Origin of the sequence: Chitinophaga pollutisoli, from assembly GCF_038396755.1 — a bacterium.
Classification (GTDB): Bacteria; Bacteroidota; Bacteroidia; order Chitinophagales; family Chitinophagaceae; genus Chitinophaga; species Chitinophaga pollutisoli.
In genome coordinates, this window is the sequence record NZ_CP149822.1 from 3,748,841 (window position 1) to 3,766,280 (window position 17,440).

Below are 17,440 nucleotides of genomic sequence, written 5' to 3' on the forward strand. Positions count from 1 at the left end.
CCTTACTTTTTGCGGAAGTACATCTGCGCGCCGAACATCGCGGCGTTGTCGGGCATGATCCGCAGCTCGATGTTGTATTCCGCGGCATTGTCGGGCTTCATTACGAGCACGTACAGGCCGATCGGCGGCCTTTCCACTACGAAATATTCCCCTCGTTCCGTTTTAGGCGATATGTACAGGCCGCTGGTGTGCGTGTACCGCAAATTGGTGCCGAACTGGTATTTGGGAACGATGGCGGAGCGGGGCTCTTCGGGATTGGGGACCACGCCGTTCATCATCCATTCACCGGAAACGACGGTGGCTTCGCCATTGAACTGGATGGAAGGATCGTCTTTACTTTTTTTACACGCGCCGAGGAATGTTGCGGCTACCAGGGTACAGGTAATCAGGGTGTTTTTCATCTTGTCTTGATTGGGTTGATATTTCCTGTAACCAAATGTAAAAGAACGTTTGGATTGTTCAAAGGCGGAGGATGTTAAAGTCAGAGCCGTTACTTTAACAATCGACGCATGGTTACGCGGAATTGCCTGACTCCCCGTTTATTGGGTATGTTCTGATGGAAAGTTACAGGTAAATCTCACGGCCCAGTTCGAGGGTAAAGCCGAAGGTGGAGCCTACTTCCACTTTGCTGCGCACGTTGATCGTTTGGTCATGTGCTTCAACAATGTGTTTCACGATAGCCAGGCCGAGGCCGGTTCCGCCGATGTCGCGGCTGCGGGCGCGGTCGGTACGGTAGAAACGTTCGAATACCCGGGGGAGGTGTTCTTCAGCCATGCCGATACCGGTATCCGAGATCTCCACGAGTGCGCGCTTGCCGTCCATGTTATAGACGCTGGCGATGGTCTGGCCTTCCTGTTTGCCGTATTTTACGGAGTTTTCGATCAGGTTGATGAGCACCTGGCGGATCTTTTCTTTGTCGGCGTTTACCATGATGGGGGCTTCGCAACCTTTCTTGATGCTGAATTTGATATCCTTCTGTTTGGCTTTGATGGACAGGGTGTCGAACACATCGCGGATAAGGTCCTGGATCACGAACTGTTCCTTGTTGATGGTCATTTCCCCGCTTTCGAGCTTGGAAATTTCGTCGAGATCGTCGATCAGCCGGCAGAGGCGGTCGATATTTTTGGTGGCGTTTTTGAGGAAGGTTTTGTTCACCTGGGGATCGTCGATGGCGCCGTCGAGCAGCGTATGGATGTATCCCTGAACGGCGAAGATGGGGGTTTTGAGTTCGTGGGAGAGGTTAAGGAGGAATTCTTTCCGGAAAGCTTCATTGCGGCGGAGGTTTTCCAGTTCTTCCCTTTTCTGGAAGGCCCATTTTTCCACGTCTTCACTGACTTCCTCGATCGTTTTGAGAGGGAGGATGTTTTTATTGAAGAATTCCTCGCGCTTGGAGGCTTTCGTCTGGTAGATAAACTTGTATATCAGTTTGATCTTCCGGTAGATGAAATTCTGGAGGGTGTAGAGGTAGAGGAAATAGGCAACGAGGAAAGTGAGCCCGAAGGCGATGAGGGTTTCCTTGAGGGTGGCGCCGATTACGAGGCATCCCAGGGCCATAACGACGGACAGGATGAACGCGGTAAATGCGGCGAGTTTCTGTGGCGACAGGTTTTTGGCTTTCAGCATACTCCAAAGAGCGTGTAAGTTGAGATTGCTGGAAATTAAACTAAATTTTTTACTTGAAGATGCCATAATTCACAAAGCCGGAGGCCACACGGGTGCGGATACGGTAGAAAGGTTCGGGAGAGATGCGTTTCAGAGTTCGAATTTGTAGCCTACGCCTTTGACGGTGGTGATGAGATCAACGCCGAGTTTCTGGCGGATTTTGCGGATGTGCACGTCGATGGTGCGGTCGCCCACGATCACTTCGGTGCCCCAAACCTGGTTGAGGATCTCGTTGCGGAGGAAAACGCGGCCGGGCTTGGAGGCCAGGAGCTGGAGGAGCTCGAATTCCTTTTTGGCGAGGATGATTTCGTCCCCTTTATAGGTAACGGTGAATTTTTCACGGTCGATGATGAGGTCGCCCAGGTGGATCTGCTGTTCTTCCGTTTTGTTCAGCCGGCGGAAGAGTGCGTTGATGCGGGAAACGAGGAGCCTGGGTTTGATGGGCTTGGCGATGTAGTCGTCGGCCCCCATGTTGAGCCCTTCGATCTCGCTCTTTTCGTCGTTCAGCGCGGTGAGGAACAATACCATGGTTTCCTTGAATTCGGGGAGGCGGCGAAGCTCGCGGCAGGTGTCGATCCCGTTCTTGTTGGGCATCATGATGTCCAGCATGATCAGGTCCGGCCGGAAGATCTTGGCTTTCTGGATCGCTTCGAGCCCGTCTTTGGCCGTTACCGTTTCGTACCCCGCGCTCTTGAGGTTGTAACTGATGATTTCGAGGATATCGGCCTCATCGTCCACGACCAGAATTTTTCCTACTGCTACTGCTGGTTCCATCAACATAATTTGGGTGTTTAAGACGGCACAAAATTAATCACCCCTTTCCCGTTTCATGAAAAGATAACATTATGGAATTGTTAATTCCCGCCGTCTCCAATCGTGTATCAGCCTGCAATGTACGCTTTTTGCCCCTTTTCTTGCCCGGTTCCCCCGCCAATCCGGCAGGCCGTTTTGCCATTAATCATATTCTGTAAATGGTGAAAAAATGGCGGAGCAGCCATGGGACTGACTTTGTGTGAAAATATGCAGTCAATAACGCATATGATTTGTTTTATATGCCTGCTGCGGGATTGCTTATCTGCTATAATTGGTAGTAAATTTGCAGTGTAGCATAGGCGTAACTTAACAATATGAAAAAAACATTACTAATCATATCTTTAGGCATTGTGTTCAGTGGTTGGAGCTATGGTCAGAAGGTACAGATCCCCATCACCCGGCAAGGCTTCCATGACAATATCGACAAGGAACAGCTCAACGCCGACAAGCTGGACGGCAAACAGGATAATTTCGTGAAAGTCGGCGACGACGAGAACATGAACCTCCAGGTCACCAGCGCCCTCTCCAAAATGGTGGACGACATACAGGTGGAAATAGAGCGCGACACCGCGCTGGACCACCGCCTGAAAGTGAAATACCTTTCCGGTCTCCACCAAACGCTCCGCGACTATAATCTCAAACGCGCATACAATCGTATCGACGCCGAAGAAGCGCCCGCCATGATCTCGGCCTACCACCAGATGATGCGCGCCGATATCCAGGGCAAAAGCATTTACCCCGCAGCCCGCAAGCTCAGCTTCGAGGCCGGGGAGCGCACCATCGAGGCCTTCCAGGACAACCCGGGTTACAAGGATTCCCGCGGCGAAATGTTCGCCAAGTTCGCTTTTAAAAACCTGGAAGACATCATGCCCAAACTCGGGCCCTACCTCGAATACTCCGTGACCGACTCCGTGGTGGCCGCCGTGGCCAGGAAGTACCCCAACCAGGTGCTCACCTACGCCACATCGTACACCCCCACCGCGTCCGCCATCCGCCGCAACCCCGACCCGCTGGTGCAGCAGATCGTCGCCGTCGGCCGAAGCAGCATGTCCACCAAACTCATGCCCTTCATCGATCAGCTGATGGACGGATCCGCCACCATCCCCGAACTGGAAAGGGCCGTGGATAACGACGACAGCTATTTCCGGCTGATGGTCAGCACTTCCATCGTACTGCAGAAAAAGAAAGCCGAAGGCGCCAACATCATGGGGCTCAAGGCCATGCAGGAGAACATGAAAGCCAAATCGCTCCGGTATATCCGCGAGATCAACGACCTGCACGACGAAAGCCACGCCATCCGCTTCCGCATCGTGAAGGACTTTACGCCCGAAGAACTGTATTACCTGATCATCAACGGCCAGGAAGAATTATATACCTCCAGCTACACCAACGCCGCCAAGCAGGGGCTGTACGACCAGATGATGCTGCGCATGAAGCCGCCCCGCGGCGACAGCCTGCTCATGCTCGTGAGCTTCGACCGTTTCAAGAAATTCATCGCCATGGCGGCGGGTTTCAATACCCTGGATAACTTCCTTCGCTCCATGGACGGAGAAAATGCGAACTACCTCATGGTGAAATTCGTCCGCAGCCTGGAGAAGACGGAAGACCTGGAAGACGCGGTGGACGTGGCCAACTCCTTCGGCTCGATCCGCGACGAGAAGCTGCTGGAGTTCCTCCGCGAGGAGGTGCGCAAAAACCTGCATTTCGTGCAGTCGAAAAACGACAAGCGCGGGATCACGATCTATTCGCTGCTCAACAGCATCTTCATGGAAAATGGCCATGGCAGCGACAGCTCCTGGGCGTCTGATATGAGCTCCAAGCTGCAGTTGCCTCCCATCAACTACGTGGAATTCAACACTTTGCCCAGCGGCAGCGACAGCGGCCGGATATATCAGCAGGTGTTTTTCTATGGTGATGAAGACGGGATCAGCTCGTACGCCAGCTTCATGGGTAACTTCCCGAAAGGGGAGTGGAACGTGACGAAGAATACTTACTGGACTACGATCACGTCGGCCAAAGGGAAGCCTACGACCATCTTCGCCAACAATCCGCTGAAAGAGCCGGAAGACAAAACGGCGATCGAAAAGCTGGGGGAGTACCTCGATGAAAAAGATATCCACCCCACCATCTTCATCCACCGCGGGCATAGTTACCATGTGAATACCACGCTCGACAACCTGCAGAGCACGGCCCGCATCGTGGTGCTGGGTTCCTGCGGCGGTTACCACAACCTCGCTACCGTGCTCGAAAAAGCGCCCGAAGCGCATATTATTTCCTCCAAGCAGGTGGGCACCCGCTGGGTGAACGAACCTATCATCCGCAGCCTGGAAGACCTCGTGCGCGCCGGCAAGAATGTGGACTGGGTGCAGATGTGGGCGGGGCTCAGCCGGAAGTTCGCGGGAGACGGGGCCAACAAGGCGCTGTTCGACGACTACGTGCCGCCCCATAAGAACCTCGGGGCCATCTTCATCAAGGCTTACCGGCAGGTGATGAAAGACGAAAACTAATTGTGAAAAAGGGAGCGCCGCTCCCTTTTTTGCGTTTTGGGAATTACCGTTTACTTTTACAGGAATGAATAAAGACAAGGCTAAGAAGGTGTTTGACTTCAGTTTGCTGAAGCGGGTTTTCTCCTTTGCAGCGCCCTACCGGCGCTATTTTTACCTGTCCATGTTCCTGACGGTGGCCCTGGCGCTCATCTCCCCGGTGAGGCCCTGGCTGATACAGCAGACGGTGGACAAATACATCACGAACCAGTGGGCGCAGATGCTGATGATCATCACGATGGTGCAAATCGGTATCCTCCTGGTGGAGACGGCCGTCCGTTTTTTCTTTTCCTACATCACGAACTGGCTGGGGCAGTCGGTGATCAAAGACCTGCGGGTGGCGGTGTACAAAAAAGTGGTGAAGCTGAACCTGGGATTTTTCGACCGGACGCCCATCGGAACGCTGACCACACGTACCATCAATGATATTGAAGCGATCAACGATATTTTTTCCGAAGGCATTATTTCCATTGTGGCGGACGTGCTGATGATCCTGGCGATTTTGGGGGTGATGTTCGCGGAAGACTGGCGGTTGACGCTGGTGAGCCTGAGCCCTTTCCCGGTACTCATCCTGGCCACTTACTGGTTCAAAGAAGCCGTGAACAAATCGTTCCACCGGGTGCGGAATGCCGTGGCGGCGCTGAATGCCTTTGTGCAGGAGCATATTACGGGGATGACGGTAGTACAGGCGTTTTCGGCGGAGAACCGGGAGTTCGGGAAGTTCCGCACGATCAACAAGGATCACCGCAAGGCCAATATCGACGCCATTTTCGCCTATTCGGTGTTTTTCCCCGTGGTGGAAATCATCCTGGCGATATCGCTGGGGCTCATGGTGTGGTGGGGCGCCAACATGGTGTTGAATTACGAAGTAACGCAGGGCGTGATGATCGCATTCATCATGTATCTGAACATGCTCTTCCGCCCGCTGCGCATCCTGGCGGATAAGTTCAATACCCTGCAAATGGGGATGGTGGCGAGCGAAAGGGTGTTCAATGTGCTGGACAGCGAGGAATTCATGCCCGATAATGGAACGCATTCCACCAAAGACATGAAAGGCGATATCCGGTTCGACCGGGTGTGGTTTGCCTACAAAGATGATCGTTATGTATTGAAAGATATCAGTTTCCATGCGAAGCCGGGGCAGACGATCGCGCTGGTGGGGCATACCGGGAGCGGGAAAACGACCATCATCAGTATCCTGAACCGGCTGTATGAAATCCAGAAAGGCACGATTTCGATCGACGGGGTGAAGCTGGAAGATTACAAGCTGTCGGAGTTGCGGAGCCGGATCGGGGTGGTATTGCAGGATGTGTTCCTGTTTTCGGGGTCGATTTATGAGAATATTACGTTGCGGAACCCCAATATTACGCGGGAGCAGGTGGAAGGCGCGGCGAAGCTGATCGGGATGCATGAGTTTATCCTGCGGCTGCCGGGCGGGTACGATTACCCGGTGATGGAGCGGGGAAGCACCTTGTCGCTTGGGCAACGGCAGTTGATTTCATTTATCCGGGCGTTGTTGTACGATCCGGCGGTGCTGATCCTGGACGAGGCGACGTCGTCGGTGGATACGGAATCGGAGCAGCTGATCCAGCATGCGATCGACAAGCTGATTGCGGGGCGTACGGCGATTGTGATCGCGCACCGGCTGAGTACGATCAGCAAGGCGGATCTGATTATTGTGCTGGATAAAGGGGAGGTCCGGGAAGCGGGAACGCATGAGGAGTTGTTGAAGCTGGAGGGGTACTATCACAAATTGTACATGATGCAGTTCCAGGCATCGGCGAATACGGCCTGAGGTTGAATGCATTATCGTTATCTTTAATAAGATGATTGACGGATAAATTAGGGCGTTGGGCTGCGGGGTGGTAAAATACCATCAAGTGGTGCGCAAAGAAGTGTGAGGGCTCTCCGGGATGGGGGGCTTCTTCTTTTTAAAGATTGATAATGAATGGGTTGAGAGGGGAGGGGCGTAGCGACATGATCCTCGTCAGTTTTTTTACCGGCTCATACTATTTAATATAAAATCGGTTACCTTTGCACAAAATTTCAGAAAACTGTGTTTTCCTTGAATCGGTTCAAATATAAGCTGGTAGCCTTGATAACGGTGTTTTTCATCACCGTATCCGGCACATTTACCACGGCCCTGGCATCTGACGGCCATGAAGAAAAGAAAGGTTTTAATGCGAAGGAAGTAATCCTTGGTCACGTTAAGGACGCGCATGACTGGCACATTGTTGACCTGGGCGAGACCCATGTAACGGTGCCTTTGCCGGTCATCATTTACCATCCTGAGCGTGGCATGTCCATGTTTTCTTCCTCAAAGTTTCACCACGGTCACGATTCCTACGAAGGTTACCGTTTGGTGGACGGGCATTACCTGGCGTCCAAAGGTTTGACTGCCGCGCAGTATCCCGAGGGCAGCATTATCGAAGTGGATACGAATGATAACCCGACCGGGCAAAAGATCTACGACTGGTCCATCACCAAGAACATTGCGTTCCTGTTGTTTGGATCTGTTTTGCTGGTGTTCCTGATGCTGCAGGTGGCCAAGGCGTACCGCATCCGCGGTCACCGTCAGGCCCCGAAAGGTTTCCAGAGCCTGGTGGAGCCGGTGATCATCTTTATGCGCGACGAGGTGGTGCGTCCGAATATTCCGGGAGCGAAGGGTGAGAAGTATGTGCCTTTCATTCTGACCATCTTCTTCTTTATCCTGATCAACAACCTGCTGGGGCTGGTTCCCGGTTCGGCGAACGTGACAGGTAATATCGCTGTTACGGCGGCTTTGGCGCTGATATCGTTTATCGCTATGATGGCGGCAACGAACCGTCATTTCTGGGGCCACATTTTCAATCCTCCCGTACCGGGCGGTGTAAAGGTGATTTTGGCGCCGGTGGAGCTGATCGGTGTGTTTACGAAGCCGGTTTCGCTGATGATTCGTCTTTTCGCGAACATCCTGGCGGGCCACATCATCATCCTGAGCATTATCTCGCTGGTGTTTATATTTGGTTCCCTGAATAAAGTGGCTGGTTACGGCTTCCTTCCCATTACGATCGTGTTCAATATCGTGATGATGATGCTGGAGTTGCTGGTAGCTTTCATCCAGGCGTTCATTTTCGCGAACCTGACCGCTGTGTTTATCGGCCAGGCAATGGAGCACCAGGGCGATCATCACCATTAATCTGTTTAATCTAAAATTCAAATACACAATTCATCATGGAACTTTTAACTGTAATGATGCAGGCTGCTGAATCCGCTTCTGGCCTGGCTAAAGCTGGTGGTGCTGTTGGTGCTGGTATTGCTGCTATCGCAGCTGGTATCGGTGTAGGTAACATCGGTAAGAGCGCGCTGGAATCCATCGCTCGTCAGCCCGAAGCTGCTAACGACATCCGTGCTAACATGATCCTGGCTGCGGCGCTGGTAGAGGGTGTTGCCCTGTTCGGCGTTATCGCGGGTCTGCTGGCGGTAGTACTGTAATCGCAGAAACTTTTTACTGCATCCGGCGCAAAGGGCAAGGGATGCAGTAATTCAATCTTCCGAACAATCACAACTCATAAATAACTGATTATATGGATTTGTTGATGCCTGGCTTAGGCTTATTCACGATCTCTCTTATCATCTTCATTATCGTATTCCTGATTCTGAAGAAATTTGCCTGGAAGCCCATCCTCTCTACCCTGAAAGAAAGGGAAGATTCCATTACCGATTCCATCGCCACTGCAGAGCGCGTGAAGGAAGAAATGGCGCAGATGAAAGCCGAGCACGAGCATGTGCTGGCAGAGGCGAAAGCCGAGCGCAGCGCTATCCTGAAAGAAGCGAAAGACGCGAAGGACCAGATCATCCGTGAAGCGAAAGAGCAGGCGCAGGCAGAAGCCAAGAAGATCATCGCCGAGGCTTCCGTAGCGATCGAAAACCAGAAAATGGCCGCCCTCACCGACGTGAAAAACCAGGTGGGCACGCTCGTGATCGAGGTCGCCGAGAAAGTACTCCGCAAAGAACTTTCCGACAAAGCCAACCAGGAAGCTTACATCAAGCAACTGGCAGGCGAAATCAAACTGAACTAATTAAAACGGCTGAATAAAAGAATATGCAGAATCCCCGTTTAGCAAACAGGTATGCGAAATCGCTGATCGACCTGGCGGTGGCCAACAATGAACTGGAAGCCGTGCATGGCGACATGCTCCTGCTGCAGTCCATCACCCGCAGCAATGCCGATGTGGTAGCGCTGCTGAGAAGCCCCATCATCAAGGCCGACAAAAAGATCAAGATCCTGGGCGCCATCCTCGACGGCAAGATCAGCGGCATCACTTCCGCATTTATCCGCCTGGTGACGCAGAAAGGCCGCGAAAGCGTGCTCGCCGAGATCGCCGGGGAGTTCCAGAAGCAGTACAACACGCTGAAGAACATCGTTCGCGTGAAACTGACTTCCGCTGCTCCGCTCGAAGCATCCCTGCTGAACCTGATCCGCGAAAAGGTAGAAACTTCCGCCGGCCGCAAAATAGAACTGGAAACGCATGTAAACCCCGAGCTGATCGGTGGTTTCGTACTGGAAACCGGCAACTCGCTGTTCGACGCTTCCGTACTGCGCGACCTCAAGGATATCAAGAAACAGTTCCTCCAGAACATTTACGTTTCCAACATCCGCTAACCAAAGCAAATTAACAGCAGCCGCTGCGTTACCGCAAAGCTGTTGTCGTTATAACAAAATACCTTAACGACTCTTTAAAAAGTATAACAATGGTTGACATTAAACCAGACGAAATTTCGGCGATATTACGCCAGCAACTGAGCAACTTCAACGCTTCCGCGGAACTGGAAGAAGTAGGCACGGTACTGCAGGTGGGTGACGGTATCGCCCGTGTATATGGACTGAATAACGTTCGTTCCGGTGAGCTCGTAGAGTTCGAGAGCGGCGTGAAAGCAATCGCCCTCAACCTGGAAGAAGACAACGTGGGTGTGGTAATGATGGGTGAATATAAAACCATTAAAGAAGGCGACACCGTGCGCCGTACCGGTCAGATCGCTTCCATCAAGGTGGGCGAAGGCCTGGTAGGCCGCGTGGTAAATACCCTCGGCGAACCGATCGACGGTAAAGGCCCCATCTCCGGCGAACTGTACGAAATGCCCCTGGAACGTAAAGCTCCCGGTGTTATCTACCGCGAACCCGTAAAAGAACCGCTGCAAACCGGTATCAAGGCCGTTGACGCCATGATCCCCATCGGCCGCGGCCAGCGTGAGCTGGTAATCGGTGACCGCCAGACCGGTAAAACCGCGATCTGCATCGACGCCATCATCAATCAGAAAGAATTCTACGAAGCGGGCAAACCCGTTTATTGCATATACGTAGCTATCGGCCAGAAAGCCTCCACCGTTGCAGGTGTGATGAAAACTCTGCAGGAAAGCGGTGCCATGGCCTACACCACGATCGTTGCGGCCTCCGCTTCCGATCCGGCTCCCCTCCAGTTCTACGCTCCGTTCGCAGGAGCGGCCATCGGCGAATTCTTCCGCGATACCGGCCGTCCCGCACTGATCATCTATGATGACCTGTCCAAACAAGCCGTAGCATACCGTGAAGTGTCCCTGCTGCTCCGCCGTCCTCCCGGACGCGAGGCGTACCCCGGTGACGTATTCTACCTCCACAGCCGCCTGCTCGAACGTGCAGCGAAAGTGATCGGTAAAGACGACATCGCCAAACAAATGAACGACCTCCCGGATTCCATCAAGCACCTGGTGAAAGGCGGTGGCTCCCTGACCGCACTGCCCATCATCGAAACCCAGGCTGGTGACGTATCCGCGTATATCCCGACGAACGTGATCTCGATCACCGACGGACAGATCTTCCTCGAGAACAACCTGTTCAACGCCGGTATCCGTCCCGCTATCAACGTGGGTATCTCCGTATCCCGTGTAGGTGGTAATGCGCAGATCAAATCCATGAAGAAAGTATCCGGTACGCTGAAGCTCGACCAGGCGATGTACCGTGAGATGGAAGCGTTCTCCAAATTCGGCGGTGACCTCGATGCGGCTACCAAATCCGTACTGGACAAAGGTGCCCGTAACGTGGAAATCCTGAAACAACCGCAATACAGCCCGTTCTCTGTTGAGAAGCAAGTGGCCATCATTTACCTCGGTACCAACGGCCTGCTCCGTGAAGTGCCCGTGAAGAACGTGTCCGCTTTCCAGGATGCCTTCCTGCACGAAATGGAAGTTCGCCTGCCCGAAGTGCTCGGCGAATTCAAGAAAGGTAACCTGCCCGAAGACGGCATCAAGAAAATGGTTGCACTGGCCGACGAGCTGAAGCCCCGCTTCGCCTAAGCCTTTTCGCATATAGTTTTTGAGAGCCCTCCGCTTGCGGAGGGCTTTTTTTATTGATACACAACACTTTGCAGGGTAGGTTGCAGTAGATAACAGCAATTATTATCCCCAGGCCGCCTACGGCTGTTTTTCATGACCTGCGCCAGCTCGGAGCCATAACCTATTAAAGGCCCTATGCATGAAACATTGCTACTTGTATTTAACTGCCATCGTCTCTATATTCCTCGCCTTCATTACGCCGGCCACCGCGCAGGTGCAATGCTCCGCGCCGCAGCGGATTTGCGGGAGTACGGTCATATCCGCACCTGAATTCGCCCAGAATTTCGGGACCCTCAATTGTATCAACAATCAAATTATACCGGCTTTTACTTTTTCGAAGGCGGCAGCTCCGGCGACGCTAAAGGAAACGAGCGCGATCCGAACCTGGCGAACAATACCTCCCGCACGGAGGAAACGCCCATCACCGGCGATGAAATCTCGTGTACCAGTCGAATGACTACCAGAACCAATGGAATGGCAACGGGCTGAGCGAGGGCACATAGTTCTATATTCTCCAGCTCAAAACGCCGCAGGGGCTGCGTGAACTCAAAGGCTGGATTGAATTGCTCAGATAATTAGTTACTTATAAATCTAGATTGTGGGATTAACGCGGCTGGTTCTCCGGCCGCGTTATTTTTGTGCGACCGGCGGCAAATCTCGTCCCGGCCACCGTTGTGTCACTCCCTTCAGCGTCATGGCAAATCCCGGCCAGATGTATGTTTTAACATGCAATTATATTTGCGATATAATTTGGTTTATAAAATAAACTGAATTAGTTTTGGTTTATCATTCTGACCTAACCGTATATGTACAAGCTATTCCTACCCCTGATTATTTTTGGATTCCCCATGGCGCTGCAGGCGCAAACGGTGGTTTCCGGCAAAGTGACCGACGCCCGCAAAAAGCCCCTGGCCGGCGTGAACATCTCGCTGGTGGGGTCTTACGACGGCGCTACCTCCGCCAAAGACGGCACCTTCACCTTTACCACAGTGGAAAAAGGCGAGCGACTTATCACAGCTTCTCTGACCGGCTTTGGCTCCATCGAGGTAAAAACGGACCTCGCCTCCAACGCCCCCCTCATCCTCATCCTGAAAGAAACCGTGAATGAGCTGAAAATGGTGACCATCTCCGCCGGCAGCTTCGAAGCCAGCGACGAGAAGAAGAACACCGTACTCAAGCCCCTCGACATCGTGACCACCGCCGGCGCCAACGCCGATATCGTGAGCGCGCTCAAAACCCTGCCCGGCGCGCAGCAGGTGGGGGAGAAGGAAGGGCTCTTCGTGCGCGGGGGCACCGGCGCCGAAACGCAAACCTTCATCGACGGGATGCTCGTACGCAATCCCTTCTCATCCGGAATGCCCGACTTCGCCGCGCGCGGCCGCTTCTCGCCGTTCCTGTTTAAAGGTACCACATTCAGCAGCGGCGGATACTCCGCTCAATATGGTCAGGGCCTCAGCTCCGCGCTCGTCCTCGAATCGGTAGACCTCCCCGAACGCTCGTCTTACACCCTGGGCGTGGGCTCCGTCGGGCCGGCCGTGGGCGTCGATAAATTGTCGAAAGACAAAAAGAAAGGCTACGGCATCGAATTGGATTACGTCAACCTCTGGCCGTATTTTAAAATCGTCAAACAAAAACAGGATCCCGTAGTTGCGCCGGAATTCCTCAACGGATCAGCTAATTACCGGATCAAAACGTCCCGCACGGGCATGCTGAAATTTTTCGTGATGGGCAGTCGCGGCCGCTTCGGCTTCCGCGGCGAAAGCCTAGACTATCCAGGATACGACGAAGAATTCCGCCTCACCAACCATTACCTCTACACCAACGTTTCGTGGCGCGAAAGTCTGGGCAATGGCTGGAAACTCCAGCTAGGCACGTCTTACAGCACCAACCGCGACCGCATCACCATGGACACCATCGGTAAACAACCCGAGCCCACCCGCATCCGGACGCGGCAGGATTTGTCGCAGTTCCGGGCCGTGCTGTCGAAAAACATGGGCAAGTTTTCCGTGCTCCGCCTCGGCAGCGAGTATCAATATGCCACGGAAGCCTCGCGCTTCAACCAGTTCGGCGGTGAATTCGTGGATAGCTACACCGCGTCTTTCGCGGAAGCGGATGTGTACTTCACGCCGCGCTTCGTTGGGCGGCTGGGTGCGCGGTATGAATATTCGTCGTTGCTGCGGTCCCCCAACATCGCGCCACGCGCTTCTATCGCGTATAAAGTGGACGCCAAAAGCCAGGTGGCCCTCGCTTATGGGGAGTTCTACCAAAAACCGGAACAGCAGTATCTGCGGTTCGATCATAACCTCGGCTACATGCGCGCTACGCATTACATCGCCAGTTATCAGCATATTTCACAATTCCGTGTCTTCAGGACGGAAGTATTTTACAAGCAATACCACAATCTCATCAAAACCGTTCCGGGTTATAACAATAACGGAAAAGGCTATGCGAAAGGCGCGGAACTTTTCTGGCGCGACAAAAAGCTGATTAAAAACGCCGACTACTGGATTTCGTATTCCTGGCTGGATACGAAGCGGGACCACCTCAATTTCCCTTACGAAGTGCGCCCCGATTTTGCCGCAGAACATACTGCCACGCTCGTGTACAAGCACTTCATCCCTGAATGGCAGCTGAACCTGGGCGCCACGTATTCGTTCGCCACCGGCAGGCCGTACTTCAATCCGAACCGTCCGCCCAACGAGTTCATGGCCGACCGGACGCGCAACCTCAATACGCTCAGCCTCAACATCAACTACCTGACCACCGTGGGCAAAGCGTTTACCGTATTCGTGCTTACGCTTACCAACGCAGTTGGCAACGAGCAGCAATACGGATTCCGGTATTCGGCGGACAAGCTCCGCCGCCGCGTGGTGGAACCGATGGCGCCGCGGTTCGTGTATATCGGCATGTTCATGAGTTTCGGTATGGACCGACGCCAGGAAATGATCGACCGTCAATAATTTTTCATCGTCAACCTTTTAATCTGACAATATGAAATCCATTATCGCTTATTTTCTGTTATTAGCCGTGGTAACGGCCAACGGGCAGGATCGTTACGAAGCTGCCATGAAGCAACAGGTGGGGCTACTGGATAGCGCCAGCACCTTCAACCCCGCGTCCCTGAAAGCCCTCGGCAACACATTCGAGCGCATAGCCGACGCGGAGAAAACGCAATGGCTCCCGTATTACTATGCCTCCTATTGCCTGGTGAACGAGGCGTTCATGACGGAAGACAAAACTAAAGTGGACCCCATCGCCGACAAAGCCGCGCTTATGGCGGAAAAAGCTGTAGCGTTGAAAGGTGAGGATTCCGAATTATCGTGCCTGCTATCGCTCATCGCCGTTTCGCGCATCGCGGTGGACCCCATGACCCGGGGCGCCAAATACGGCACCGAATCCGCAGAGCTGCTGGACAAAGCGAAACAGCAGAATCCCGAAAATCCCCGCGTGTACCTGCTGGCCGGTCAGAACCTCCTGTTCACGCCTGAAGCGTTCGGCGGCAGCAAAACCAAGGGAAAGGAACTGTTGAACCTGGCTTTGCAGAAGTTCTCCACCTTCAAGCCGGAAAGCGGCATTTCGCCGCGCTGGGGAGAAGCCTATACGAAAGAACTCCTGAAAATGCCGTGATTTTTATATTTTACGGGCGGAACCATATTCCGCCCGTTATATTTTTCTGTAATCCAAACAATCGTGATCGTGTTTAAAGAGCTGGACCCGGTTTTACATTCGCAATTGCGGCTGGCAGTGATGTCGGTACTGATGCGTGAGAAAGAAGCGGAATTTACCTTATTGAAGGAGATGACCAACGCCACGGCGGGCAACCTCAGCGTACAGATCAACAAGCTGAAGGAAGCGGAATACATCGAGGTCACGAAGCAGTTTAAAGACAATTACCCCCAAACCATTTGCCGCATCACGGATAAAGGCGCAGCGGCATTCCAGGACTACGTCAAATCCATTCAAACTTACTTCCACACCGGCCGCAAATCCTGACCGGTATTCACTTTGCAACTGAAGGGCCGGTGCAGCGCCGCGCGTTATCTTTAACGTCCGCCCGGGGCGGTTTTGATAACCTTAAAAGACACGCGATGGAACTGCTGGATCACAAACTGAAAGTGGCGCCCACTGCTGCACTCGTATTGCTGCAATCCCGGTCATTGTACGACTCCGGCCTTGCAGGCAGGTTTTACGACGGGATCGATTTCGGCGATATACAGGAGCTTTCTTCCGGAATTCAGGGCGCCTGGCCGCATTTCACCACGGTGGTGTTGTACCGAAAGCGATTTATTCGCCATTTGCTGGAGACGCATCTGCAAGACGGCAGGCCCGTGCAGGTAGTTGTACTTGGCGCCGGGCTCGACCCGATATCGCTGTATTTGATGGAACACCATCGCACGGCCATCACTGGGATTTTTGAGGTGGATGCGGTGCATATGCCCGACAAGTCCTCGCTGTACGCCCGGCTGCTGCCGGGGGAACCGGCCCTGCATTTTATTCAGGCGGATATAACGGATACCCTGCATCTGCTGGAAAAGCTCCGGGATGCGGGGTATTCCACCGAACATCCGGCCATCGTCATCTTCGAGGGCGTTGTCCACTATATCGCGGACGAGCTGTTCCTCAATACCATGCAGCTTTTTCGCACGCCGAACAAAACCAATTTGGTGCTCATGGACTATATGCTGCCGCCGCACAAAGTACCCGCCGCCTGCAGGCCGGTGTTGCTGGAACTGAAGGCGCGCATCGAAAAATTTATCGGGGAAATTACTTACCAGTACGAGCGCCAGCAGATTTTCCGCATGGTGGAGCTGTTGCACGGCGATGTGGCCGGCGTGGACTCGCTGCAGGATATAGAATTCAAATTGAACGGCCGTAACGAGCTGTTCTATGAAGACGGGGAAGGATTTATGGAGATGATAGCCTTTTACCTCTGAGTATTATACGGCGCCTCTTTCGGATGCGATTTCCGTTTTCTTCAGGGGATTGCGGGTGTTTTCCGCGTATTCTCTCCGCTGCGCGATGATATCGAGGCAGGAGAACACGGCTTGCCGGAAAGAGGCTTCGTCGGCCACGTTTTTACCTGCGATATCGAAGGCGGTGCCATGGTCGGGCGAAGTGCGCACGATGGGGAGGCCGGCGGTGTAATTGATGCCTTCGCCGCTGGCGAGGGATTTGAAGGGGATGAGGCCCTGGTCGTGGTACATAGCCAGCACGCCGTCGAATTTCGCGTACATTTCGCGGGCAAAGAAAGCGTCGGCGCTGTAGGGGCCGAAAGTAAGCGTGCCGCGTTGTTTGGATTCGCGGATCGCGGGAGCAATCTGCTGTATTTCCTCGTTGCCGATCAGTCCTTCGTCGCCGGCGTGCGGGTTGAGGCCCAGCACGGCGATGCGCGGATTGTCGATCCCGAAATCGCGCACGAGGCTGTCTTTCATCATGGCGATCTTGGAGAGAATATTTTCTTTCGTAACATATTTAGCCACTTCCGACACGGGCACATGCTCGGTGAGCAGGCCGATGCGCATATTGTCCGCCGTCATGAACATGAGCACGTCTTTGCTGTTAAAGGCGTTGCGGAGATAGGGGGTATGGCCGGTGAAGTCGAAATCCTTCGACTGGATGTTCTTTTTGTGTATGGGAGCGGTGACAAGGCCTTCGATCTCGCGGGCCTTGAGGCTTTCCACGGCTACGGCTAGGGAGCGGGCGGCGTATTTACCGCCGATTTCGTTCAGTACGCCAGGCGTGATCTGCACTTCTTCCTCCCAGCAGTTGAAAACGCTCACCTGTTTGGGGTTCAGCTTGCTGAAGTCCTTGATGCTCTGGTAGTTGAAATTGTTCTCATTGAGCAGTTTCCGGTAGAAATTGATCGCTTTGTTGGAAGCAAACACCACGGGGGTGCACAATTCCAGCATCCGGCTGTCGGCGAAAGTTTTGATGATGATCTCCAGGCCGATGCTGTTCAGGTCTCCCGCGGAGATCCCGATCACGGGGCGATGCGTATGTGCGTTAACTGAGCTCATGAGTATTCCGAAATAGGCAACAAATATACGTGTTATAGTTGAGAGATGGGCCGC

The 17,440-nt window shown here is 53.4% G+C and carries 16 protein-coding genes; 12 read left to right on the plus strand and 4 right to left on the minus strand.

The genetic code is table 11. The features are described 5' to 3' along the window. Positions 1-2: 2 nt before the first annotated feature. From WJU16_RS15760 to WJU16_RS15770, 3 genes are all read right to left on the minus strand, one after another. Positions 3-401 carry a hypothetical protein gene (locus tag WJU16_RS15760; RefSeq protein WP_341834444.1) on the minus strand — a complete coding sequence of 133 codons (399 nt, stop codon included), beginning with the start codon at positions 399-401 and terminating at the stop codon, positions 3-5. A gap of 163 nt (positions 402-564) precedes the next feature. After that, entirely contained in the window at positions 565-1,623 is a 1,059-nt protein-coding gene (locus WJU16_RS15765) for an ATP-binding protein (protein WP_341834445.1), read from the minus strand. A gap of 129 nt (positions 1,624-1,752) precedes the next feature. Further along, on the minus strand, positions 1,753-2,442 hold the full coding sequence (locus WJU16_RS15770; RefSeq protein WP_341834446.1) for a response regulator transcription factor: 690 nt from the start codon (positions 2,440-2,442) through the stop codon (positions 1,753-1,755). A 347-nt stretch (positions 2,443-2,789) separates the two neighbouring features. On the opposite strand from WJU16_RS15770, the gene WJU16_RS15775 reads away from it, so the two are divergent. From WJU16_RS15775 to WJU16_RS15830, 12 genes are all read left to right on the plus strand, one after another. Then, on the plus strand, positions 2,790-4,982 hold the full coding sequence (locus WJU16_RS15775; protein ID WP_341834447.1) for a hypothetical protein: 2,193 nt from the start codon (positions 2,790-2,792) through the stop codon (positions 4,980-4,982). Positions 4,983-5,046: 64 nt separating this feature from the next. Beyond that, positions 5,047-6,813 (plus strand): ABC transporter ATP-binding protein, encoded by a 1,767-nt coding sequence (locus WJU16_RS15780; RefSeq protein WP_341834448.1) that lies wholly within the window; start codon positions 5,047-5,049, stop codon positions 6,811-6,813. A gap of 261 nt (positions 6,814-7,074) precedes the next feature. Then, positions 7,075-8,196 (plus strand): F0F1 ATP synthase subunit A, encoded by a 1,122-nt coding sequence (gene atpB / locus WJU16_RS15785; protein ID WP_404980204.1) that lies wholly within the window; start codon positions 7,075-7,077, stop codon positions 8,194-8,196. A 35-nt stretch (positions 8,197-8,231) separates the two neighbouring features. Next, positions 8,232-8,492: an ATP synthase F0 subunit C gene (gene atpE / locus WJU16_RS15790; RefSeq protein ID WP_126244254.1), complete on the plus strand. Its 261-nt coding sequence runs from the start codon at positions 8,232-8,234 to the stop codon at positions 8,490-8,492. 92 nt (positions 8,493-8,584) lie between these two features. Beyond that, positions 8,585-9,079, plus strand: coding sequence for a F0F1 ATP synthase subunit B (gene atpF, locus WJU16_RS15795; RefSeq protein WP_341834450.1), 495 nt, complete (start codon positions 8,585-8,587; stop codon positions 9,077-9,079). Positions 9,080-9,102: 23 nt separating this feature from the next. Further along, positions 9,103-9,663 carry an ATP synthase F1 subunit delta gene (gene atpH / locus WJU16_RS15800; protein WP_341834451.1) on the plus strand — a complete coding sequence of 187 codons (561 nt, stop codon included), beginning with the start codon at positions 9,103-9,105 and terminating at the stop codon, positions 9,661-9,663. Between the two features lie 89 nt (positions 9,664-9,752). Further along, positions 9,753-11,330, plus strand: coding sequence for a F0F1 ATP synthase subunit alpha (gene atpA / locus WJU16_RS15805; RefSeq protein WP_341834452.1), 1,578 nt, complete (start codon positions 9,753-9,755; stop codon positions 11,328-11,330). A gap of 336 nt (positions 11,331-11,666) precedes the next feature. After that, a complete protein-coding gene (locus tag WJU16_RS15810; protein WP_341834453.1) occupies positions 11,667-11,858 on the plus strand; it encodes a hypothetical protein in 192 nt (63 codons plus the stop codon). Between the two features lie 317 nt (positions 11,859-12,175). Continuing rightward, on the plus strand, positions 12,176-14,329 hold the full coding sequence (locus WJU16_RS15815) for a carboxypeptidase-like regulatory domain-containing protein (protein ID WP_341834454.1): 2,154 nt from the start codon (positions 12,176-12,178) through the stop codon (positions 14,327-14,329). 31 nt (positions 14,330-14,360) lie between these two features. After that, complete coding sequence (locus WJU16_RS15820) at positions 14,361-14,996, plus strand: hypothetical protein (RefSeq protein WP_341834455.1); 636 nt, start codon at positions 14,361-14,363, stop codon at positions 14,994-14,996. Between the two features lie 63 nt (positions 14,997-15,059). Beyond that, positions 15,060-15,362: a transcriptional regulator gene (locus WJU16_RS15825; protein ID WP_341834456.1), complete on the plus strand. Its 303-nt coding sequence runs from the start codon at positions 15,060-15,062 to the stop codon at positions 15,360-15,362. 95 nt (positions 15,363-15,457) lie between these two features. Continuing rightward, positions 15,458-16,303: a class I SAM-dependent methyltransferase gene (locus tag WJU16_RS15830; protein WP_341834457.1), complete on the plus strand. Its 846-nt coding sequence runs from the start codon at positions 15,458-15,460 to the stop codon at positions 16,301-16,303. A 3-nt stretch (positions 16,304-16,306) separates the two neighbouring features. Here WJU16_RS15830 and pdxA read toward each other — a convergent pair whose 3' ends face one another. Beyond that, a complete protein-coding gene (pdxA, locus tag WJU16_RS15835; RefSeq protein WP_341834458.1) occupies positions 16,307-17,386 on the minus strand; it encodes a 4-hydroxythreonine-4-phosphate dehydrogenase PdxA in 1,080 nt (359 codons plus the stop codon). Positions 17,387-17,440 lie beyond the last annotated feature (54 nt).